Consider the following 20,291-nt stretch of genomic DNA (forward strand, 5'->3'; position numbering starts at 1 on the left):
TTATCCTCGGGACACGCCTATGGACGACGATCAGGTCAAGCGCGGCAGGATCGCCCGCGCGGCCTCGCGATAGGCCGGCACGGCCAGCACATGGTTCAGCGCCGGCAGGAGGCGCTCAAGGGGCGCGGCCCGCATCTCATCGTCTACATAGCCGGCGATCTGCGCGAACCAGGCCGCATGGTCGCCCTTCAGCCGGTCGGGGATGAACTTGCCCGTCGCCTGCAGCAGCCGCAGGTGGTCGTAGATCTTCTGTTCGGCGAAGCCGACGCCGACGTCCGGCGTGTATTCGAAATCGACCAGGGCGAAGGCCTTGTGCCCCGCGTCGGCCAGCACGTTGCTCAGCGAGGCGTCCATATGGGCCATGCCGACCTCGCGGTGCAGCCGGTCCAGCGCGGCGCTGGCCTGCGACAGGCATTCCCACACCCGGCCCGGCGTCCTGAGCACCGTCGAGGTCAGGGTGTGATAGGGCAGGTAGGCGCAGAGGATGGCGTCCGCGGCCCGCCAGATCGGTTCGGGGGCCAGGCCGATGCTGGCGGCGCGGGCCAGGGCGACATACTCGTGGTCGAGGCGTCGGGCCGCGTCCTCGATCCGGAACGGCATGCCGGGCGGCGGGGTCGGCCGCTGCTTGAACGGGTTGACCAGCCGCAGCACCGCCACCTGCCGGTCGCCGGCGAAGACGTCGTAATTGCTGTCGTGGCCGAGGTTGCCGCGTTCCTTCAGGCGCACCGGCGATCCGATCACTCCGGCGACCATCGCCCGCACCGCCTCGCGCCGGTCTTTCAGAGCGGCTTCCGCCTTGCGGGCCCGCCACCAGCGCTTGAGCTTTCTCACGTCATCTCCGCCCGGATCGCTTCCAGTCGCTGGTACAGGGCCTCGCGTTCTTCCGGCGTGAAGTAGAGGTTCAGGTGCCCCAGAGCCTCGGCCTCGTTGTCGGTCGAGTGCAGGGGATTATGCTTGGTATGCAGACCGGTGACCTTCGAGAACGCGTCGCGGAGGCGCTTCTTCAGGAACTGGCGGCCGTTGAAGACGAAGGGATGCGGCGTCGCCTCCTCGCCGGTCGCCGGCAGCGGATGACGGTCGAAGACGACGACGGCATGCACCGGCGGCCCGCCGCGCTTCCACTTGCCGCCGCGAATCCGGTTGTTGGTCTTCAGCCGGGTCAGCCAGGGGATCGGCTTGTCGGCGAGGATCTCGTAATCCCGGGCCAGCGCCTCGATCAGACTTTGCGCCTGGCCCTTGCCGGCGGCGACACTGCGGATGACGAAGAGGTTCATCTCCCCGGCCGGCTCGTTGCCGACCTCGGCCAGGAAGCGGCTCTTCACATGGCGCGAGAAGTCGTTGACCAGGATGGCGGCCAGCTGGCGATAGGGCACGGCCATGCCGGCCTGCTTCAGCCGCTCATGGAAGGCGGTCAGGGTGAGGGGGAAGTCCTCGCCGGTCCTGGCCATCAGATCGCGAAGCTCGGGAACGTACTTGCTGCCTTGCGAGGCGGCGGGATCGAGCCGGTCGATCTTCGAGCGCTCGGCCTTGTGGTAGGCGATGTGGAAGATCAGCCCGAGCAGGTAGGGCAGGGGCGTGGGAACCCAGAACCCGCCCTCATGCCGCTCCCGCTCGTCGAGCAGCAGGTTCGCCAGCTTCGGCGGATAGTAGGGGAGGCCCTGATAGGCCCCGGCCGGCGATCCGGACAGGTCATAGAGGTCGCATTTGACCCCGGCGTTCTTGCCGTAGCGGCCGTATTTCGCGCCGATGCGGTCCAGGGCCCCGTCGTCGACCAGCATATCGACATCGTCCTTGCCGCCGCGCGCCGGCCAGCCCTTCACGAAGGCGGGGGCGTTGCGCAGCACCGCATAGCGGATGCCCTCGCTGTCCATCCAGCCGAGGAATTCGTCCATGTCGGGGGCGTAGAGTCTCATGCGCGAAGTCGTCTCTACAGAGATTGAAACGGCGCGGAAAGGCCGGCGAAGCTCGGCGTCGGCGGTGTCTTTGCCGGGAACGACTCTCGCGGAACGGTGTTGGTCTTCGATGGGGGGCACTCAAAGGAGTTGCCCGCATGAAAACCTTGCCCGTTTTGCTGTTGTCCACCACCGCCGCCATCGCGCTTTCGACGGCGGCCTTCGCCCAGACCCCCGCGCCGACGCCCGGCGCGACACCGCCGATTGTCGCGCCGCCGCCGGGCGAGGGCCCCAACAAGCCGGGGACCGCGCCCAAGGGCCAACAGCCGCCGGTCATGGACCCGGCCGAGGTGCCGCCGACCCAAGGTGACACCGTCTCTCCGTCCAGCACGCCGCCCGCTGTCGACCCCTCGGCCCCCGCCGGTCCCGCCACGCCGCCGGCCACCCCGCCTGTCGCGTCGACACCCCCGGCCACCGGCGGCACGACCCTGGCCAACGGCGCGGCCGTCAAGGACGCGCAAGGCAACGCCATCGGCACGATCGAGACCGTCGGGACCGGCGCGACCGCCGGCCAGGTGACCCTCAAGGTCGATGGCAAGTCGGTGACCGTCGCCCAGTCGGTGCTCAGCGAGACTGGCGGCGCCGTGGTCAGCGCCCGAACCAAGGCCGAGCTGCTCGCCTCGCTTGACCCCAAGGGCAAGAAAAAGAACTAGCCCCGCCTCGCCAGCCGCGAGCATCGAGCCCCCGCCCTCGCCGGCGGGGGCTTTTGCATGGCCGCTTGCCAACCGGCGTTCTCTGTGTTGATTTTTTGATTGACTGTTCAACTAAGGAGCTGGGCACATGGTCGGCGGCGCCGAACCCACCCGGGAGCGGATTCTCTTTGCGGCGATGAAGCTGTTCTCCGAGAAGGGCTTCAACACCACCTCGGTGGCCGACATCCTCAAGGAAGCCGGGGCCAATTCGGGCAGCCTTTATCATTTCTACCCGACCAAGCAGGACGTGCTGCTGGCGGTGCTGGAGATGTATCGCGACGGCATCTACCCGATGCTGCTGGCCCCGGCCTGGGAGGGGGTCGAGGATCCCATCGAGCGGGTCTTCGCCCTGCTGGCCGCCTACCGCCGCATGCTGGCCGACACCGACTGCCTGTACGGCTGCCCGATCGGCTCCATCGCCCTCGAACTGCATGAGCCCGACCCGCCGGTGCGGGAGATGCTGTCGGTCAATTTCGACGGCTGGGCAAAGCATGTGAAGGGCTGCCTCGACCAGGCCAAACACCGCCTGCCGCCCGGCACGGACACCAAACGCCTGGCCATCTTCGTGCTGACCACCATGGAGGGCGGGGTGATGCAGTCGCGCACCCACCGCACGCTCGAGGCCTTCGACGCCTCCATCGCCTCCTTGCGCGACTATTTCGACCGGCTGGCCGTCGCCGCCGTCAGCGAGACCCAACGGGAGACCGGAACATGAAGACCCTGCTCGCCGGCCTGACCGCCGCCCTGCTGCTGACGACAGTCGCTGTCGCCGCCGAGAGGCCGGCCCCGAAGTGGAGCGACTTCAAGGGGGTGGAGAACACCAGCTTCGTCGAGCCGAACGGGTCGCGCGTGCTGCAGCTCTCGATCCTGGTTCCGGCCAGTCCGGACAAGGTCTGGGAGGCGTTGACCACCGAGGCCGGCTGGAAGACCTGGGCCTCGCCGACCGCTTACATCGACCTCAGGCTCGGCGGGACCATCGAAACCAACTACGCCGCCGGCAAGGCCAAGGGCGATCCCTCCAACATCATCAACCGCATCGAGGCCTATGTGCCCGGCCGGCTTCTGGCCATCCGCAACATCCAGGCGCCCAAGGGCTTCTTCTCGACCGACGCCTTCGGCCAGACGGCGACCATCATGGAGCTGGTCCCGGCGGGCGAGGCCCGGACGAAGGTGATCCTTTCCAATGTCGGGTACGGCCAGGGGGCCGACTTCGACAGCGTCTACAAACACTTCGAATGGGGCGACGCCTACACCCTGGCCGAGCTCGCCAAGCGCTTCGAGACCGGTCCCGTCCGTTGGGGCGGAACGGCTCAGAAGGAGCAGACGGCCAAGGCTGTCGAAACCATGAAAAAGGGGGAGTGACCCATGAACCGTAGTGCGCTCATCCGCGCCGTCTTCTTCGGCACGGTGCTTCAGCTGGCCATGGTGCTGGCCGGCCATTTCGTGCCGTTCGTGAAGGACAACGTCTTCATGTGGGGCGGCATGGCGATCTCGCTGATCGCCGGCCTGGTCTACGCCTGGTCCGCCAGGGGCAGCCTGGTTGACAGCCTGATCGGCGGCGCTGTCGCCGGCGCTGTCTGCGCCCTGCTCGGCATCGTCGTCAGCGTCGGCCTTGGCGACACCGAGCCGCTGATCCTGGCGGTCGGCACGGTCAGCTCGGCCGTCACCGGCCTGATCGGCGGCGGCATCGGCCGGGTGTTGAACACGGCCAAGGCGAAGACCTGACCGCCTAGTCCTGGAACGGGTCCCGCAGCAGGATGGTGTCATCCCGCTCGGGGCTCGTCGACAGCAGGGCCACCGGGGCGCCGATCAGTTCCTGGATGCGGCCGACGTACTTGACCGCGTTGGCCGGCAGGTCCCTGAAGCTGCGCGCCCCGGCGGTGCTCTCGCTCCAGCCGGGCAGCTCCTCATAGATCGGCTCCACCGCCGCCTGGTCGCGCAGGCCGGCCGGCAGGTAGTCGATCTCCCGGCCATGCAGCCGGTAGCCGACGCAGACCTTCAGCGTCTCCAGCCCGTCGAGCACGTCCAGCTTGGTCAGGGCGATTCCGTTGATGCCGTTGATGGCCACGCTCTGGCGGACCAGCACGCTGTCGAACCAGCCGCAGCGGCGACCGCGGCCGGTGTTGGTGCCGACCTCGCGCCCGACCGTGGCCAGGTGCTGGCCGACCGCGTCGTTGAGCTCGCAGGCGAACGGGCCTTCGCCGACCCGGGTGGTGTAGGCCTTGACGATGCCCAGCACATAGCCCGGCCCCTGCGGCCCCATGCCGGAGCCCGCCGCCGCCTGGCCGGCGACGGTGTTGGACGAGGTGACGAACGGATAGGTGCCGTGGTCGACGTCGAGCAGCGCCCCCTGCGCCCCCTCGAACAGGATGCGCTTGCCGGCCCGCCGCATCTCGTCGAGCAGCTTCCAGGCCGGCCGCGCGTAGGGCAGCAGCTTCGGCGCCAGGGCCAGCAGTTCGTCGAACATCGCCGCCGGATCGGCTTCCGGCAGGCCCAGGCCCCGGCGCAGCGGCCCGTGGTGGCTGAGCAGCCGCTCGATCTTCGGCTTCAGGGATTCGGGATCGGCGAGATCAGCGACGCGGATCGCCCGCCGTCCGACCTTGTCCTCATAGGCCGGCCCGATGCCGCGCCCGGTCGTGCCGATCTTCTGGGTCGAGGCCGATTCCCGCGCCTGGTCGAGGTCGCGGTGCAGCGGCAGGATCAAACAGGCGTTGTCGGCCAGCACCAGCACCTCGGGCGTGATCGTCACCCCCTGTTTGGCGATGCCGTCGATCTCGCCCAGCAGATGCCAGGGATCGACCACCACGCCATTGCCGATGACCGACAGCTTGCCCTGCACCACGCCGCTCGGCAGCAGGGCCAGCTTGTAGACCTTGCCGTCGATGACCAGCGTATGACCGGCGTTATGGCCGCCCTGGAAGCGCACCACCACTTCGGCGCGGTCGCACAGCCAGTCGACGATCTTGCCCTTGCCCTCGTCGCCCCACTGGGCGCCGACCACGGTGACATTGGCCATTGGGTACGATCCTCCACCCGCCAGGAGACTTCAGCCGGCCCTTCGACGGGGGCTCGGCGGGCTGAAGGGGATCGATTGTGGTGCGTGGTTTTCACCACGCGCGGCGGGGATGTAGCAAGGCCGGTCGGCAAAGTCCACGCCGGGACTCCGCACAGTGTTTGCGTTAGTCTCCACCACCAGGGGTTAGGGGTGGCCTATGGAATCGGTGCTTCTGGGTTGGGAGTTCAACGCCCACGACGGGCGGGACGGGGCGCGGGCCAACCGCTCCGCCAGGCGGCGCGGCCTCATGCCAGCCGTGCCCATGCCGGGCCTGAACCGGGCCAGCGATTTCATCCCGATCACCTACGATGACGACGCCCACCTCCTCACCGCGGCTCCGACCGGGGCGGGCAAGGGGGTCGGCGCCATCATCCCCAACCTGCTGAGCTATCCCGGCCCGATGATCGTCATCGATCCCAAGGGGGAGAACTTCCAGGTCACTGCCCGCTACCGCCGCCAGCTGGGCCAGGAGGTATTGGTCCTCGATCCCTTTGGGGAATACACCCCCCACACGGTCGAGAACGAAGTCTTCCAGGGCGCCCGGCTCAATCCGCTCGACCTGGCCACCATGGGGGCGGTGGACACGGGCCTTCAGGCCCAGTGGATCGCCGAGGTGCTGTCCTCCGGCAAGACCGGCGCCCAGGAGCCGTTCTGGGACCTGACCGCCAAGGGGCTGCTGTCGGCGCTGTTCGACATCGAACTCAATGAAGCCCGGCACGAAGGCCGCGCGGCGAGTTTTCGCAACGTCATCAGACTGCTGTTCGTCGAGGAATTCGACTACACCCTCGCCGTCCGCCTGAACGAGGGACGGATCACGCCCTTCGCCCACGCCTCCCTGACCGGCTATTGGGACGCGCCCGAAAGCGGTACGCGTCCTTCCATCCTGGCGACCGCCCGGGCCTACCTGTTCCCCCTGCTGGCCGAAAACATCCAGGCGGCGCTCGACAACTCCACCATCGACCTGAGGCAGGTCCGGGACGGCGCGCCCCAGACCATCTACATCATCATCCCCTCCAGCAAGCTGGAGTCCCATGCGGCCCTGCTGCGCCTGTGGGTCGATGTGCTGCTCAACGCCATCCTGGCCCGCAAGACCAAGAGTCCTATGCGGACCCTGGCCCTGCTCGACGAATGCGCCAACCTCGGCCATCTGCCGGTGCTCAAGAAGGCGGTCACCCTGATGCGCGGCTATGGCCTGCAGGTCTGGATGTTCTTTCAGGACATCAGCCAGCTGGCGACCCTGTACGAGGGCGAATGGCAGACGATGGTCAACAACTGCGGCGTCTTCCAGACTTTCGGCAATACCTACATGTTGCAGGGCGAGGCCCTGGCCAAGGTGGTGCCCGACTTCGAGCCGGAACAGATCCTGTCGATCAGCCGCGACAGCCAGATCCTGGCGGTGGGCCGCAAGGGCGCGCAGGTTGCCCGCAAGCTCAACTACCTGAAGGATACCCTGTTCTCGGGCCGGGCCGATCCACATGCCTTCCACAAGCCCGCGCCCGACGCCCGAATTGACGCCGTCAGCGACGGGCTTGTCGTGGTCATCTGACGCCTGGTCCGGCTAGAGGGCCAATCCGCCCAGCGACTGAGGCGCGCTGGCGGCCAGCACCGCATGGGCCTTGGCTGACCAGTTCTGGGCGGCGCGCTCCTCGTAGGTGGCCAGGGCGCCGGTCGGCCCCGGCGCGCCCAGAACCTCCAGCGCCTGCTGCATCTCGCCGAGACTGACCAGCAACAGGAACAGCGTCTTGCGGGGACCAAAGGCGCCGCCGCTCGAGGCGATGGCCGCCGCGGCCGACTGGCGCGCGGCCGGGTGTCGGCCCAGTTGGTGTTCGGTCAGCGCCTTCAGCGCCATGCCCTGCCAGGTCGCCGGCCGCTTGGCGTCGATCAGGCCCCTGGCCCTGGCCAGGGCGGCTTCCGCGCGATTGACCTGACCGGCGGCGGCCTCGGCATAGGCGATGGCGTAGTGGACAGTGGGGCTGAGCCGCAGCCACAGGTGGCGGCGGCCGCCTGACAGGCCGACGCTCTGCATAACCCGCTCGAGCCAGTAGGGCCCGATCAGGCCCTTGACCACCCGGCTCAGGGTTGCCCCCAGGGCGATCACGTCGCCGGGCCGGCGCAGCAGGGCGGCGTCGAGGATGAGCCCCGGCGCGATCAGGCTGGAGCCGAGGGTCTCGGTGCTGTTGTGGTTCCGCAGCAGGTCGTAGGCGAGGTAGTCGTCGTCCAGTTCATAGCGGGCGAAAGCGCTCAACAGCGACAGGTCGGCCAGCGACCCATGCAGGCCGTCGTCCTCGAGGGACTTGGCGTAAAGGAAGGAGTGAGCGATCTCCCGCTTGCCGTCGTCGCAGAACTTCTTGCCGGTAAAGAACAGCAGTCGGGCGTGGCGATTCTCGGGCTGGATGTTGTTCTGGTCCAGTTCGGCCAGCCAGGGATACTTTTCCTCCAGCGTATTGACGTTCTGCATCACCTCCTTGAGCCGCTGCTCGGCCAGCTTGGCGCTGGATTCCGACAGACCCTTGGAGGTCTCGATGACGTCGGGAATGACCTGGGCGAATTCCTCTCGCAGCTTGGCGATCGACTGGCTGTAGTCGCGGAACCGGTCGAGGAACAGGAAGGCCACCAGCGAGGCCAGGATGCCGGCCACCAGGTTTTCGTTGCGCAGGACCTTGGTCAGGACGCCGCCGCCGGTCGGCCCCGGCTTGATGCCCAGCACCGCCGCGCCGATTGCCAGGGCGATGGCCGCCAGGAGCAGAACCAGCACGATGAGCCTGAAATTCAGAAACCAGATCGTGGTTCCCTTGCCGTCCGTCGACGCCCGCCCCGCCATCCTGCCCCCCTTCGCCCCGGAAACGGTCCGTCCGGACGTCCCCGAGCGACATTAACCAAGAGTTGGTGTCGGCGTAACCATGTTCTCTTGGCGCGCAACCGGCGCCGGCATCACGCCCGGTTGAACAGGACCACCCCGGTCATGATCGCCGCATACTGCACCCCGGCTCCGGCCAGCACGAAGCTGTGCCAGATGGCCCGGCGGTAGTGCAGGCTCTTGCGCACATAGAAGATGACCCCTGCCGAATAGACCAGGCCGCCGATGGCCAGCAGGATCATCCCGGCCAGCGACACCGCCGACACCATCGGCCCGATGGCGACGATGACGATCCAGCCCAGGGCCAGGTACAGCGCCACCCAGAAGCCCTTGCCGAGACCGGGCAGGAACAGCTTCCCCGCCACCCCGCCCAGGGCCAGGGTCCAAACCGCCACCGTCATGCCGATCGACCAGGCCCCGGTCAGGCTCTGGGTGGTGAAGGGGGTGTAGCTGCCGGCGATCATCAGGAAGATGCCGGCATGGTCCAGCCGCCGCAGGAACGGCCGATGCTCCGGCCGGGCCATGTTGTAGGCGATGGAAAAGCTCAACATCAGCGCCAGGCAGAGGGCATAGACCGCCACCGCGAACACCTGCCCCACCGTGCCGAACCCGATCGACAGACCGAACAGGGCGCCGCCGCCGGCGATGGCCAGGATCAGCCCGACGATATGCACCCACTTGTCCGCCGCCCGGGCGCTGGCGCTGGGGTAGTGGTCGGCGTCGTGGAAGGGCTCGGCGGTCATGGTCGGAAGGAAGCGAAATCCGCCGCCTGGGTCAATGCAACGGTTCGGATCTCGCAACCAAGAATATGCGCATGAGAATCATTATGAACTAACTTGACCCCCTGTTTCACCGGCGCTACCACCCTCACTCGCTTATGCGAGTCATTCGCACTAATGATCAGCGCCGAGGGGGCGTCCCATGCACAAGAATTTCCGCCGGTCGGCCCTGGCCGTTTCCTTGCTCGCCATCGCCGTGGCCGCCCCCGCCTTCGGCGCCGAGGGTGAAGAGGCCGCCGCCGTCACCGAGGTCTCGCCGGTCAGCGTCGTCGCCACCCGGACCGAGAAGGCGGCCGACGAGACGCCAGCCTCGGTCAGCGTGATCACCGCCGGCCAGATCGAGGATTGGCTAGCCACCGACATCAAGGACCTGGTCCGCTACGAGCCCGGCGTCGTCGTCCGCACCAGTCCGGCCCGCTTCGGCGCGGCTCTGGGCACGGGCGGCCGCGACGGCAACAGCGGCTTCAATATCCGCGGCCTGGAAGGCAACCGGGTGCTGATCCTGGTCGATGGCGTGCGCACGCCGGACGCCTTCAGCTTCGGGGCCCAGAATGTCGGGCGCGGCGACTTCAGCGACCTGTCCCTGATGAAGCGGGTCGAGATCCTGCGCGGCCCGGGCAGCGCCCTCTACGGCAGCGACGGCGTCGCCGGCGTGGTCAGCTTCACGACCAAGGACCCGGACGACTTCCTGCGGGCCGGGCGCGGCTTCGCGGTCCAGGGCACGGCCCAGCACAGCTCGGCCGACGAGGGCCTCTCCACCGGCGTCGTCGGGGCCGGCCAGTTCGGCGACTGGGGCCTGATGCTGGCCTACAATCACCGCGAGGCTTCGGAAACCGAGACCCAAGGCTCCAACAACGTCAGCGGCGCGCTGCGCGACACCGCCAACCCGACCAGCATCGAGAGCGACGCCCTGCTGGCCAAGGTCACCTTCGCGCCGAACGACCGCCACAGCTTCCGCCTGACCGCCGAGACCTATGAACGCGAGGTCATCACCGAGGTGCTCAGCGGCCGCAGCGCCAGCGTCCTCGACCTCGATGGCGACGACACCACCACCCGCGACCGGGTCGCCTTTGACTGGCGCTACACGGGCGAGGGCCTGGTCTCCTCGGCCTTCGTCGCCGCCTACTGGCAGAACGCGACGACCGAGCAGTTCACCGCCGAGGACCGCGATCCGGCCGCCGACCGCACCCGCCTCAACACCTTCGACAACGAAGTCTGGGGCCTCAGCGCCGAGGCCCATTCGAGCTTCGGCGCGCATCGGCTGACCTATGGCGCCGACGTCTCCTTCACCACCCAGGAAGGCATCCGCGACGGCACCGTGCCGCCGTTCGGCGAGACCTTCCCGACCCGCGCCTTCCCGGTCACCGACTACACCCTGGCCGGCGTCTACATCCAGGACGAGATCGTCCTGCTGGACGGCAGGGTGACCCTCTTCCCGGCCCTGCGCGCCGACTACTACGACCTCGAGCCGAAGAACGACGCCAGCCTTCCCGCCGGCTTCGTCGGGGCCAGCCAGAGCGACAGCCACCTGTCGCCGAAGTTCGGCGCCGTCTGGAAGCTCGGGGCCGGCTGGAGCCTCTATGGAAACTACGCCGAGGGCTTCAAGGCCCCGGCCCCGTCACAGGTCAACAACAGCTTCGTCAACCTGGGCTCGCTCTACACCTCCATCCCCAACCCCGACCTGAAGCCGGAAACCAGCCGCACCTTCGAGGCCGGGTTGCGCTGGTCGAACGACCGCGTCTTCCTGGGCTTCACCGCCTTCACCGGCGACTACGAGGACTTCATCGAACAGGCCCAGGTCGGCGGCAGCTTCACCCCCGGCGATCTGGGCGTCTTCCAGTACGTCAACATCGGCAGCGTCGAGATCAGCGGCTGGGAGGTCACCGGCCGGGCCGACCTGGGCGCCGGCTTCAGCGCCAACCTGGCCGCGGCCTGGGCCGAGGGCGAGGGTTCGAGCGGCGGGGCCGCCACCCCGCTGGCCAGTATCGAGCCGTTCAAGGTCGTCGCCGGCCTGACCTGGCGCGAGGCGGGCGGCCGCTTCGGCGGCCAGTTCAACCTGACCCACGGGGCCGGCAAGGACGAGGACAAGGCCGGCGTCACCTGCAGCCCCAGCTGCTTCATCCCCGGCCAGTACACCACCGCCGATCTCACCGGTTGGGTGGCCATCGGCGACGTGGCGGTGATCCGCGCCGGCGTCTTCAACCTGACCGACGAGAAATACTGGAACTGGAGCGACGTGCGCGGCGTCGCCAGCACATCCCTGGTCAAGGACGCCTACACCCCGCCGGGCCGCAACTACGGCGTCTCGCTGACGCTGCGCTACTGATCGATCCGAGGAGGAGGACCATCATGCTGAAGACCACGCTCGCCGCCTTGACGGCCGTTCTCGCCCTCTCCGTCGCGGCGCCCTCGCTGGCCGCGCCCAAGCCGGCGCCGGCTCCCGTCAGCGCCGAGGCCAGGGCCCGGTTCGAACAGGACCGCGCCTCTATCCTGGCCATGGCCGGCGACTACCGCGTCACCTTCGACTTCCGCGAGACCGTCGCCTTCGTCCCCGGCTACCAGCCGATCGATCCCAAGCGCAGCGGCGGCTTCGAGTCGGTGCGGGTGATCGAGGACACCGGCACGAGGATCGTCCTGCAGCACCTGCTGGTCGTCACCATGCCGGAGAGCGAGGACAGCGATAAGGACAAGACCGTCGTCATCAAGCACTGGCGCCAGGACTGGATTTATGAGCCGACCTCGGTTCTGACCTACGACGGATCCGGCCGCTGGGTGCTGGCCGACGTCGCCGCCGACAAGCGCCAGGGCGCCTGGTCGCAGACCGTCTGGCAGACCGACGATTCCCCCCGCTACGGCGGCGTCGGCAGGTGGGCCTATGATGATGGCGTCTCGCGTTGGATGAGCGAGCCGACCCGCCGCCCGCTGGCCCGCCGCGACGCGGTGCGCAAGCCCGTCTACGGCTGGTATGTCGGCACCAACCGCCATGCCCTGACGCCGAACGGCTGGGTGCATGAGCAGGACAACGCCAAGGTCGGCCTGAAGGATGGCGTTCCCGTCACCTACGTCCATGAGGTGGTGCTCAACACCTACCGCAAGGAAAACGCCTACAATATCAAGGCCGCCGACGACTACTGGAGCGCGACCCAGGACTACTGGGCCCAGGTCCGCGCCGACTGGGACCTGGCCATCCTCAAGGGCCGCGGCGTCACCGTCGCCGAGGAGCCCGAGAACGGCTCGGTCACCGGCCCGCGCCTGATGGGCCTGGCCGACGAGGTCGTCGAAGGCAAGATCGACCCGGCGGCGGCCAAGGTCGAGGCTGCCAGGGTGATCATGGAAAAGGTCGGCCCGGCGGTGGCGGCGAAATAGGAAGAAATTGGGGACACGCACCATTTTCGCCCCCCGTCGGCGACACGTCCTCGGCTTGAGCCGAAAATGGTGCGTGTCCCCAATTTCCCGCGCGGCGATCCAGTCCCCCCTACCTCAAGGTGATCGCCGGCTTCGGCGCGGCCTCGCTCGCCGCCCGCAGGATGAAGCCGATGATCACCGCGATGGCTTCGTACAGCTCCTCGGGGATTTCAGAGTCCAGCGCGATGGTCGACAGGGCCTCGGCCAGCGGGGCGTTGCTCTCCAGCGGCACGCCGTGCTCGCGGGCGGTGTCGATGATCTTCTGGCCGATCTCGCCGCGACCGACGGCGACGACGCGCGGGGCGCTCGGGGCCTCATAGGCCAGGGCCACGGCCAGGGGGCGTCTGACCGGGCCGGTCACAGGCTCTGGTCCATCAGCTGGCCGGCCGGCGGTGGCGGGCGGCGGGGGGCGCCCGGGTGGAAGACGACGTCGGCCGGCAGGGCGCCGGCCAGTTGGTCGCCCTTCTCGCGCAGGCGTTCGAGGCTCTCCTCGCGCTCGGCCCAGACGATCACCGTCGCGCGCTCGCCGCCGGCCCCCAGCTGCACATGCACAGGCCCCAGCGGCTCGATGTCGAGGGAGAAGCGGACGCGCCAGGTCTGGACGGTTTCGCCGGCGGTTCCGGCATGGCCCTCCTGGTCGATCTCGAACTGGGCGATGGCGGTTCCCTGCGGCGTGGCCAGCGGCAGTTCGAACATCCAGGCGCTGGTCCCGGGCTGCGGCAGGGAGGCCAGCTGGTGCAGCACATGGCGGGCCAGGGCCTGTTCGACGTCGCCGCCGAGGCGCTGGGCGAGGGTGGCGAGGTCGGCGTCGGGAGACAGCGCGGCGGCGGCCGGCGGCTGGCCGCTCAGGGGACCGTCGCGGGTCGGGGGCGGGGTCCTGGCCGGGCGGCTGTGCAGCGACGCGTCGGGCTGGGCCTCGGCCAGCAGCTGACGCAGGTCGAGCAGGGCCGCCTTCAAGTCGGGCGCGGGTGGAGCGGGCGTCTGCGCCGTCTGGGCTTCAAGGAACAGGCCTGACCGGGCCACGGCCTGGCGGACGGCGTCTCCGGTCAGCGGCGCGGTGGTCGCAAGCGGCAGGGCTAGCAGGCGGCCGATGGCGGCCCGGGCTTGCGGCGGCAAGGCCGGGGAGCCCAGGGCCTGGTGCAGATCGGCGAACAGCGGCGCGAGGCCGGCCTGCCGTCCGGCCGCTTCGGTGCGGGCGGTGGCGACGGCCCGCTGCAGGGGATCGGGATGCGCCGTCCGGGCGGTGTCCGGCGTCGGGTGACCGGTCTGCGCCACCTTGCCCACGCCGGGCGTCAGTTCGTCCTGCGCCGATCCGATGATCTGGGCCCGCAGCGCCGCGGCGGCCGGAGAGATCGGCTGGACGCTCATCGCGAAAGGGTCGGCGGGGCCATAGGTGGAGTCTCCTCCAGTCGAGTGAAGCGGTGCTTAAGGGGCAGGCCTCGGGCTCATCGCTGGGCTCCCTTCTCCCCTCGTGGGAGAAGGTGTCGGCGGAGCCGACGGATGAGGGGGCTCACCGGCCTTCGACACAGCAGGTCGTCAACACCCCTGCGCAGCTTGAAGACCTATCGACCCCTCATCCGGCCCTCCGGGCCACCTTCTCCCACAAGGGGAGAAGGGACCTCTCACGGCGGCGGCGCCAGTCTTGAGCGCCTTCGGTATCTGAAAAAGGTCAGACCTCCGACGCCTCGTCCCAACCGGCGTCGAACGGATAGCGCGCTTCCCAGAAAGCCGTCAGCCGGGGGTGGTCATCCACCCGCTTCACCACCTCGGCCAGCTTCGGCGCCACCGCGTAGAACCGCTGCCGCCTCGGCCGGAACCGGCTGACCACCGTCACATAGAGGTCCAGCACCGTCAGGGTGTCGCCGAGAATGTAGCGCCCCGGCTCGACCTGGGCGTCCATCATCGCCCAGCAGTCGGCGATCCGCTGGGTCGAGCGGCGCAACAGATAGTCCTGCGCCTCTTGCGTCTCCGCCAGCCGCGAGGGATCGTCGCGCAGCCAGTAGTGGGAATAGATCGAGGCCGAGACGAAGCTCATCCAGCGCAGGAAGGCGGGCCGCTTCGGATCGGCCGGGCCCGGGGCCAGACCGCTGTCCGGATGGCTGTCGGCCAGCCAGGTAAGGATGGCGGCGCTCTCGGTCATGATCTCGCCGCCGGGTAAAACCAGGGCCGGGATCTGGCGCATCGGATTGACCGCGGCGATGGTCGCCTGCACCGTGGCGTCCTGCTCCCAGGCCGGCGCCTCGACCACCTCAAAGGGCAGGCCCAGCAGGGTCAGCGCCGCTTCGACGGGCACACTGCCTGATCCGGCGGCGCCAAAGACAGTCAGGGATTTATCCACAGCGGTAACTCTATCTTGTGAATTGCGACGTTCCATCACACCAGATGTAGTAGCCAACGGACGTCCGCGTCCGTACGCTACAGACTCTAACGCATGTCCGCCGATTCCTGCCCGCGCCCCCCGGAGTTTTCTTGATGGCCACCCTGATCACCCCGCAAACGCCTGGCCTTCTGACGGCGTCCGCCGCCTACAAGCCCTTCCGCTATCCGTGGGCCTACGACATGTGGAAGAAGCAGCAGCAGGTCCACTGGATGCCCGAAGAGGTGCCGCTGGGCGAGGATTGCAAGGACTGGGCGGCCAAGCTGAACGACAAGGAGCGCAATCTGCTGACGCAGATCTTCCGCTTCTTCACGCAGGGCGACATCGAGGTCGCCGACAACTACATGGAAAAATACGGCCGGGTGTTCAAACCGACCGAAGTGAAGATGATGCTCTCCAGTTTCGCCAACATGGAGACCATCCACATCGCCGCCTACGCCCTGCTGCTGGAAACCATCGGCATGCCGGAGAGCGAGTTCGGCGCCTTCATGGAATTCGAGGCCATGCGGGCCAAGCATGACTACATGCAGCAGTTCGGCGTCGAGACGAACGCCGACATCGCCCGCACCCTGGCCATGTTCGGCGGCTTCACCGAGGGCCTGCAGCTGTTCGCCAGCTTCGCCATGCTGATGAACTTCCCGCGCTTCAACAAGATGAAGGGCATGGGCCAGATCGTCAGCTGGTCGGTGCGCGACGAGAGCCTGCACTGCGAAGGCATCATCAAGCTCTACCACGCCTTCAACGCCGAGACCGGCGTGGTGACCAAGGCCGTGGCCGATGACATCGTCGCCTGCTGCGAGACCGTGGTCGGGCTGGAAGACCGCTTCATCGACCTGGCCTTCGAGGCCGGCGAGGTGCAGGGCATGACGCCGGAAGACATCAAGGCCTACATCCGCTTCATCGCCGACTGGCGCCTGCGCCAGCTGAAGCTGCCGGAGATCTACGGGGTGAAGGAAAACCCGCTGCCCTGGCTGCAATCGATGCTCAGCGGCGTCGAACACGCCAACTTCTTCGAGGCCCGCTCGACGGAATATTCGAAGGCGGCGACCAAGGGCCAGTGGCATGGGGCGGAAGGCGTCTGGGGCCAGTTCGACAACCTGATGGCCAAGCGCCACGAGAACCTGCTTCCGATCGACTAGGGGGCTGGCGGCGTGACCTCCCTCCCCGAATGGGGAGGGCAGACGCGCGGTTACGCGCGTCGGGTGGGGAAGTGGGTCGCCAGCGTCCATGAGTTCGCACTGAGACGTACAACCGGCGGATGGCGGTTACCCACTGCCCCACCCGCCCCTCCGGGGCACCCTCCCCATTCGGGGAGGGATGATTTGAGATGACCTACGAAACCCTCCTCCTCGACACCCCCGCGCCCCACATCCTGCGGGTGACCTTCAATCGCCCCGAGGTGCGCAACGCCCTCAACACCCGGATGGCGCGGGACGTGCTCAGCCTGTTCCAGGCCCTGATCCTCGATCCGGCCGACCACCGCTGCATCATCCTGACCGGGGCCGGCGAGCAGGCCTTCTGCGCCGGCGGCGACCTGAAGGAGCGCAACGGCATGACCGACGCGGCCTGGACCGCGCAGCATGTGCTGTTCGAACAGGCCTTCTATGCGCTGATGGACTGCCCCATCCCGGTCATCGCCGCCGTCAACGGCTCGGCCTTCGGCGGCGGGGCGGAGTTCGCCCTGGCCTGTGACTTCATCCATGCGGCCGAAACCGCCCGATTCGCCCTGACCGAGACGCGGCTGGGCATCATCCCCGGCTGTGGCGGCACCCAGAACCTGCCCCGCGCCGTCGGCGTGCGGCGGGCCAAGGAGCTGATCCTCACCGGCCGGCCGTTCAGCGCCGCCGAAGCGGAACACTGGGGCATGGTCAACGCCGTCTGGCCGGCGGCCGGGCTGATGGAGGGCGTTCTGGCCATCGCCGCCGCCATCGCCGCCGGCGGGCCGATCGCCGTGCGCCAGGCCAAGCGGGCCATGACCCTGGGTATCGAGACCGACCTCAAGACCGGCCTGGCCATCGAGGTCGAGGCCTACAACCGCACCATCCCGACCAGCGACCGGCGCGAGGGCGTCGCCGCCTTCAACGAGAAGCGTCCTGCCCGCTTTACCGGCGGCTGACACAATCCGGGCGCCCGGCGGCGAACGCGGTTCACATTTGGTTAACACCATGCCCAATTTCGGGGTAAAGTTCCGTCGCACGGTCAGGGTTCAGGGGAGCTTTCGAGATGGGCGCGATCATCGGCGGCGGCGACGACGACCTCCTGGAAGGCACGGCGGGCGACGACAAGATCTACGGCAATGGCGGCGCCGACGAAATTTACGGCGACGACGGCAACGACTACATCAGTGGCGGAGACGGCGACGACTATCTTGAGGGCGAGGGCGGCGACGACACCTTGCTGGGCGGGGCCGGCAACGACACCCTGGTCTCCTGCGGCTGCGGCTTCGACAAGCTGGATGGCGGCGACGGCGACGACGCCATCGTCCTGCTGGGCGGGACGCCTGTGCTGCTCAAAGGCGGCGCGGGAACGGATATCCTGATCATCGCCTCCGGGGCGGTCGAGCTGAACAGCTTCGCGGCCGGCAACGGCTTCGAACGCATCGCCAGCGCGGGGCTGATCTACGGCAACGCCGGCGCCAACACCCTCGATTTCAGTGTCGTGGTTCCCTACCAGACCTTCAATTTCGGCGTCTATGTCGATGGCCTGGAAGGCAATGACCGGATCACCGGCACCATTCAGGACGACTGGCTGCTGGGCGGCGAGGGCGACGACCTGCTCTACGGCGGCGCTGGCCAGGACATCATCGAGGGCGGCGACGGCATCGACCTGATCCGCGGCGGCGATGGCGTCGACGACATCGACGGCGGCGACGGCAATGACAAGCTCTACGGCGACGCCGGCAACGACAGCATCGATGGCTGGCTCGGCAACGACACCATCGATGGCGGGGACGGGGCCGACATCCTCTACGGCTACGATGGCGACGACACCCTGATCGGCGGCCTGGGCAACGACAAGCTCTACGGCGAGGAGGGCAACGATGTCCTCATCGGCGGCGGCGGTCTCGACACCCTCGATGGCGGCAATGGCGACGACTACATCACCGCCGGCGACGAGAACGATACGATCTACGGCGGCGCGGGCAATGACCGCATCGACGGCGCGGGCGGCAATGACACCGTCAAGGGCGGGTCGGGCAACGACTATGTCTACGGCCGGGCCGGCAATGACGTCATCCAGGGCGAGGCCGGCGACGACTTCCTGATCGGCGGGGCGGGCAAGGACACCCTGACCGGGGGCAATGGCGCCGACATGTTCGTCTTCTACGCCGGCGACCTTGTGGCCGACGTCGCCAGCACCGACGTGGTCACCGATTTCAAGGCCGCTCAGGGCGACCGCCTGGACTTCTCGAACATCGACGCTGACATCAGCACGGCGCTCAAGAACGACGACTTTACCTTGGTCGGCGCCTTCACCGGCATCGCGGGACAGATGACCCGCACCTATGACGGCGGGGTCAATCGCACTGTTTTCCGTTTCGATGTGGACGGAAACGGGGTCGCCGACCTCGCGCTTGTCGCCAACGGCAATGTGGCCAGCGGCTGGATTTTGTAGACCTCCGCGTAACCTGTTTGCACTAGCAAGTCCTGGGCAAATCAGGCCACGAATCACCCAGGGGGACCGCGTTGCCGGCGCCGGTCCCCGCGAACGGGCCGGCACGTTGAGGCGACGTCGACGGGCGCGCATCTGAGGTTGGACAGACATGGCGAATTTCTTCGGGACGACGGGCGACGACACCCTCACGGGCGGGGCGGGCGACGACAAGATCCTCGGCTACGAGGGTAACGACATCCTCGACGGCGCCGACGGCGCCGACATCATCCAGGGCGGCGACGGCGACGACGTCATCACCGGCGGGGCCGGGGCCAACCGGCTCAGCGGCGGCGCGGGCGCCGACACCATCAACAGCTCGGGCGCCGACGACATCGACGGCGGCGACGGCGACGACTACGTCAATATCACCTCCGGAGCCGGCGAACTGCTGGTCCGCCTGGCCGGCGGCGCCGGCACGGACACGCTGAACATCACCGGCAACGTCAGCCTCGACTTCTTCGCCGGCGGCGGCTTCGAGATCCTGACCTCGGGCGGCGGCGGCACGGTCAACGGCACCGGCGGCAACAACAAGCTCGACTTCAGCTCGCTGAGCGTCAGCGGCACCAGCAACAGCGGCATCACCATCGATGGCCTGGGCGGTGACGACACCATCACCGGCACCGGCCGCGACGACATCCTGTCCGGCGGCATCGGCATCGACCGTATTCAGGGCGGCGCGGGCGTCGATACGCTGAACGGCGGCGACGACAACGACTTCCTCTACGGCGGCGACAGCACCGACACCCTCAACGGCGACGCCGGCAATGACGTCCTCTATGGCGACGCCGGCAACGACTTCCTCTATGGCGGCGCGGGCGTCGACAACCTGACCGGCGGCGACGGCAGCGACATGCTGTACGGCGGCACGGAGAACGACAGCCTGCAGGGCGGTCTCGGCAACGACAAGCTCTACGGCGAAGCCGGCGATGACGTCCTGGTCGGCGGCGGCGGTCTGGACACCCTGGATGGCGGCGACGGCGACGACTACATCGTCGCCGGCGACGAGAACGACACCATCTACGGCGGTGACGGCAACGACACTATCGACGGCGCGGCCGGCAATGACACGGTCAAGGGCGGCGCCGGCAACGACTTCGTCTATGGCCGGGCCGGCAACGACGTGATCCAGGGCGAGGCCGGCAACGACCAGCTGATCGGCGGCCTGGGCAAGGACACCTTGACGGGCGGGGCCGGGGCCGACTACTTCGTGTTCTACAACGGCGACCTGGTGGCCGACCTGACGCAGACCGACGTGGTCACCGACTTCAAGGCCGCCCAGGGCGATCGCCTGGACTTCTCCAACATCGACGCCAACGTCGGCCTCGCGGGCAACCAGGCCTTCACCCTCGTGGGCGCCTTCAGCAACACCGCCGGTCAGATGACCCGCACCTTCGACGGCGGCGTCAACCGGACCATCTTCCGCTTCGACACCGATGGTGACGGCTCGGCCGACATGGCGCTGGTCGCCAACGGCAACGTCAGCAGCGGCTGGCTCCTCTAGCCGCCAGCGAGCGGCGAAA

At 68.1% G+C, this 20,291-nt stretch carries 19 protein-coding genes; 11 read left to right on the forward strand and 8 right to left on the reverse strand.

Annotated elements, in window-relative coordinates; all coding sequences use genetic code 11:
* Positions 1–30: 30 nt before the first annotated feature.
* Both O5I81_RS02435 and O5I81_RS02440 read right to left on the reverse strand, forming a co-directional pair.
* Entirely contained in the window at positions 31–831 is an 801-nt protein-coding gene (locus O5I81_RS02435; RefSeq protein WP_271067350.1) for a hypothetical protein, read from the reverse strand.
* Positions 828–1,913: a hypothetical protein gene (locus tag O5I81_RS02440; protein WP_271067351.1), complete on the reverse strand. Its 1,086-nt coding sequence runs from the start codon at positions 1,911–1,913 to the stop codon at positions 828–830. Before O5I81_RS02440 ends, O5I81_RS02435 begins: the two co-directional genes overlap by 4 nt.
* Before the next feature lie 137 nt (positions 1,914–2,050).
* On the opposite strand from O5I81_RS02440, the gene O5I81_RS02445 reads away from it, so the two are divergent.
* From O5I81_RS02445 to O5I81_RS02460, 4 genes are all read left to right on the forward strand, one after another.
* A complete protein-coding gene (locus O5I81_RS02445; RefSeq protein WP_271067352.1) occupies positions 2,051–2,605 on the forward strand; it encodes a hypothetical protein in 555 nt (184 codons plus the stop codon).
* 127 nt (positions 2,606–2,732) lie between these two features.
* On the forward strand, positions 2,733–3,359 hold the full coding sequence (locus O5I81_RS02450) for a TetR/AcrR family transcriptional regulator (RefSeq protein WP_271067353.1): 627 nt from the start codon (positions 2,733–2,735) through the stop codon (positions 3,357–3,359).
* On the forward strand, positions 3,356–4,006 hold the full coding sequence (locus tag O5I81_RS02455; RefSeq protein WP_271067354.1) for an SRPBCC domain-containing protein: 651 nt from the start codon (positions 3,356–3,358) through the stop codon (positions 4,004–4,006). Before O5I81_RS02450 ends, O5I81_RS02455 begins: the two co-directional genes overlap by 4 nt.
* Positions 4,007–4,009: 3 nt before the next feature.
* The gene (locus O5I81_RS02460; RefSeq protein ID WP_271067355.1) at positions 4,010–4,369 is read left to right on the forward strand and encodes a hypothetical protein; all 360 of its coding nucleotides are present in this window, start codon (positions 4,010–4,012) and stop codon (positions 4,367–4,369) included.
* A 4-nt stretch (positions 4,370–4,373) separates the two neighbouring features.
* On the opposite strand, the gene O5I81_RS02465 is transcribed toward O5I81_RS02460, so the two are convergent.
* Positions 4,374–5,660, reverse strand: coding sequence for an adenylosuccinate synthase (locus O5I81_RS02465; RefSeq protein WP_271067356.1), 1,287 nt, complete (start codon positions 5,658–5,660; stop codon positions 4,374–4,376).
* Positions 5,661–5,856: 196 nt separating this feature from the next.
* Here O5I81_RS02465 and O5I81_RS02470 point away from each other — a divergent pair, with 196 nt between their 5' ends.
* Complete coding sequence (locus O5I81_RS02470) at positions 5,857–7,245, forward strand: type IV secretory system conjugative DNA transfer family protein (protein WP_271067357.1); 1,389 nt, start codon at positions 5,857–5,859, stop codon at positions 7,243–7,245.
* 12 nt (positions 7,246–7,257) lie between these two features.
* Here O5I81_RS02470 and O5I81_RS02475 read toward each other — a convergent pair whose 3' ends face one another.
* A complete protein-coding gene (locus tag O5I81_RS02475) occupies positions 7,258–8,454 on the reverse strand; it encodes a hypothetical protein (protein WP_271067358.1) in 1,197 nt (398 codons plus the stop codon).
* Between the two features lie 176 nt (positions 8,455–8,630).
* The gene (locus O5I81_RS02480) at positions 8,631–9,299 is read right to left on the reverse strand and encodes a hemolysin III family protein (RefSeq protein ID WP_271067359.1); all 669 of its coding nucleotides are present in this window, start codon (positions 9,297–9,299) and stop codon (positions 8,631–8,633) included.
* A 178-nt stretch (positions 9,300–9,477) separates the two neighbouring features.
* Here O5I81_RS02480 and O5I81_RS02485 point away from each other — a divergent pair, with 178 nt between their 5' ends.
* Entirely contained in the window at positions 9,478–11,661 is a 2,184-nt protein-coding gene (locus tag O5I81_RS02485; RefSeq protein ID WP_271067360.1) for a TonB-dependent hemoglobin/transferrin/lactoferrin family receptor, read from the forward strand.
* 23 nt (positions 11,662–11,684) lie between these two features.
* Complete coding sequence (locus tag O5I81_RS02490) at positions 11,685–12,701, forward strand: DUF6607 family protein (protein ID WP_271067361.1); 1,017 nt, start codon at positions 11,685–11,687, stop codon at positions 12,699–12,701.
* Between the two features lie 109 nt (positions 12,702–12,810).
* Here O5I81_RS02490 and O5I81_RS02495 read toward each other — a convergent pair whose 3' ends face one another.
* From O5I81_RS02495 to O5I81_RS02505, 3 genes are all read right to left on the reverse strand, one after another.
* On the reverse strand, positions 12,811–13,101 hold the full coding sequence (locus tag O5I81_RS02495; protein ID WP_271067362.1) for an EscU/YscU/HrcU family type III secretion system export apparatus switch protein: 291 nt from the start codon (positions 13,099–13,101) through the stop codon (positions 12,811–12,813).
* A complete protein-coding gene (locus O5I81_RS02500) occupies positions 13,098–14,108 on the reverse strand; it encodes a flagellar hook-length control protein FliK (protein ID WP_271067363.1) in 1,011 nt (336 codons plus the stop codon). The genes O5I81_RS02495 and O5I81_RS02500 overlap by 4 nt, the downstream gene beginning before the upstream one ends.
* 301 nt (positions 14,109–14,409) lie before the next feature.
* Positions 14,410–15,078 (reverse strand): glutathione S-transferase family protein, encoded by a 669-nt coding sequence (locus O5I81_RS02505; RefSeq protein WP_271067364.1) that lies wholly within the window; start codon positions 15,076–15,078, stop codon positions 14,410–14,412.
* Between the two features lie 134 nt (positions 15,079–15,212).
* Here O5I81_RS02505 and O5I81_RS02510 point away from each other — a divergent pair, with 134 nt between their 5' ends.
* From O5I81_RS02510 to O5I81_RS02525, 4 genes are all read left to right on the forward strand, one after another.
* Entirely contained in the window at positions 15,213–16,256 is a 1,044-nt protein-coding gene (locus O5I81_RS02510; protein ID WP_271067365.1) for a ribonucleotide-diphosphate reductase subunit beta, read from the forward strand.
* A 188-nt stretch (positions 16,257–16,444) separates the two neighbouring features.
* Positions 16,445–17,233, forward strand: a complete 789-nt coding sequence (locus O5I81_RS02515; protein ID WP_271067366.1) for an enoyl-CoA hydratase-related protein — start codon at positions 16,445–16,447, stop codon at positions 17,231–17,233.
* Between the two features lie 107 nt (positions 17,234–17,340).
* A complete protein-coding gene (locus O5I81_RS02520; protein ID WP_271067367.1) occupies positions 17,341–18,732 on the forward strand; it encodes a calcium-binding protein in 1,392 nt (463 codons plus the stop codon).
* Between the two features lie 148 nt (positions 18,733–18,880).
* Positions 18,881–20,272, forward strand: a complete 1,392-nt coding sequence (locus tag O5I81_RS02525; protein WP_271067368.1) for a calcium-binding protein — start codon at positions 18,881–18,883, stop codon at positions 20,270–20,272.
* Positions 20,273–20,291: the final 19 nt, after the last annotated feature.

Source organism: Caulobacter sp. NIBR1757 (assembly GCF_027912495.1).
Taxonomy (GTDB): Bacteria; Pseudomonadota; Alphaproteobacteria; order Caulobacterales; family Caulobacteraceae; genus Caulobacter.

Coding starts and splice junctions, on each gene's coding strand:
- O5I81_RS02460 (WP_271067355.1), top strand. CDS start 4,010: ATGAACCGTAGTGCGCTCATCCGCGCCGTCTTCTTCGGCACGGTGCTT.
- O5I81_RS02520 (WP_271067367.1), top strand. CDS start 17,341: ATGGGCGCGATCATCGGCGGCGGCGACGACGACCTCCTGGAAGGCACG.
- O5I81_RS02490 (WP_271067361.1), top strand. CDS start 11,685: ATGCTGAAGACCACGCTCGCCGCCTTGACGGCCGTTCTCGCCCTCTCC.
- O5I81_RS02485 (WP_271067360.1), top strand. CDS start 9,478: ATGCACAAGAATTTCCGCCGGTCGGCCCTGGCCGTTTCCTTGCTCGCC.
- O5I81_RS02445 (WP_271067352.1), top strand. CDS start 2,051: ATGAAAACCTTGCCCGTTTTGCTGTTGTCCACCACCGCCGCCATCGCG.
- O5I81_RS02510 (WP_271067365.1), top strand. CDS start 15,213: ATGGCCACCCTGATCACCCCGCAAACGCCTGGCCTTCTGACGGCGTCC.
- O5I81_RS02525 (WP_271067368.1), top strand. CDS start 18,881: ATGGCGAATTTCTTCGGGACGACGGGCGACGACACCCTCACGGGCGGG.
- O5I81_RS02500 (WP_271067363.1), bottom strand. CDS start 14,108: ATGAGCGTCCAGCCGATCTCTCCGGCCGCCGCGGCGCTGCGGGCCCAG.
- O5I81_RS02440 (WP_271067351.1), bottom strand. CDS start 1,913: ATGAGACTCTACGCCCCCGACATGGACGAATTCCTCGGCTGGATGGAC.
- O5I81_RS02515 (WP_271067366.1), top strand. CDS start 16,445: ATGACCTACGAAACCCTCCTCCTCGACACCCCCGCGCCCCACATCCTG.
- O5I81_RS02465 (WP_271067356.1), bottom strand. CDS start 5,660: ATGGCCAATGTCACCGTGGTCGGCGCCCAGTGGGGCGACGAGGGCAAG.
- O5I81_RS02455 (WP_271067354.1), top strand. CDS start 3,356: ATGAAGACCCTGCTCGCCGGCCTGACCGCCGCCCTGCTGCTGACGACA.
- O5I81_RS02480 (WP_271067359.1), bottom strand. CDS start 9,299: ATGACCGCCGAGCCCTTCCACGACGCCGACCACTACCCCAGCGCCAGC.
- O5I81_RS02470 (WP_271067357.1), top strand. CDS start 5,857: ATGGAATCGGTGCTTCTGGGTTGGGAGTTCAACGCCCACGACGGGCGG.
- O5I81_RS02450 (WP_271067353.1), top strand. CDS start 2,733: ATGGTCGGCGGCGCCGAACCCACCCGGGAGCGGATTCTCTTTGCGGCG.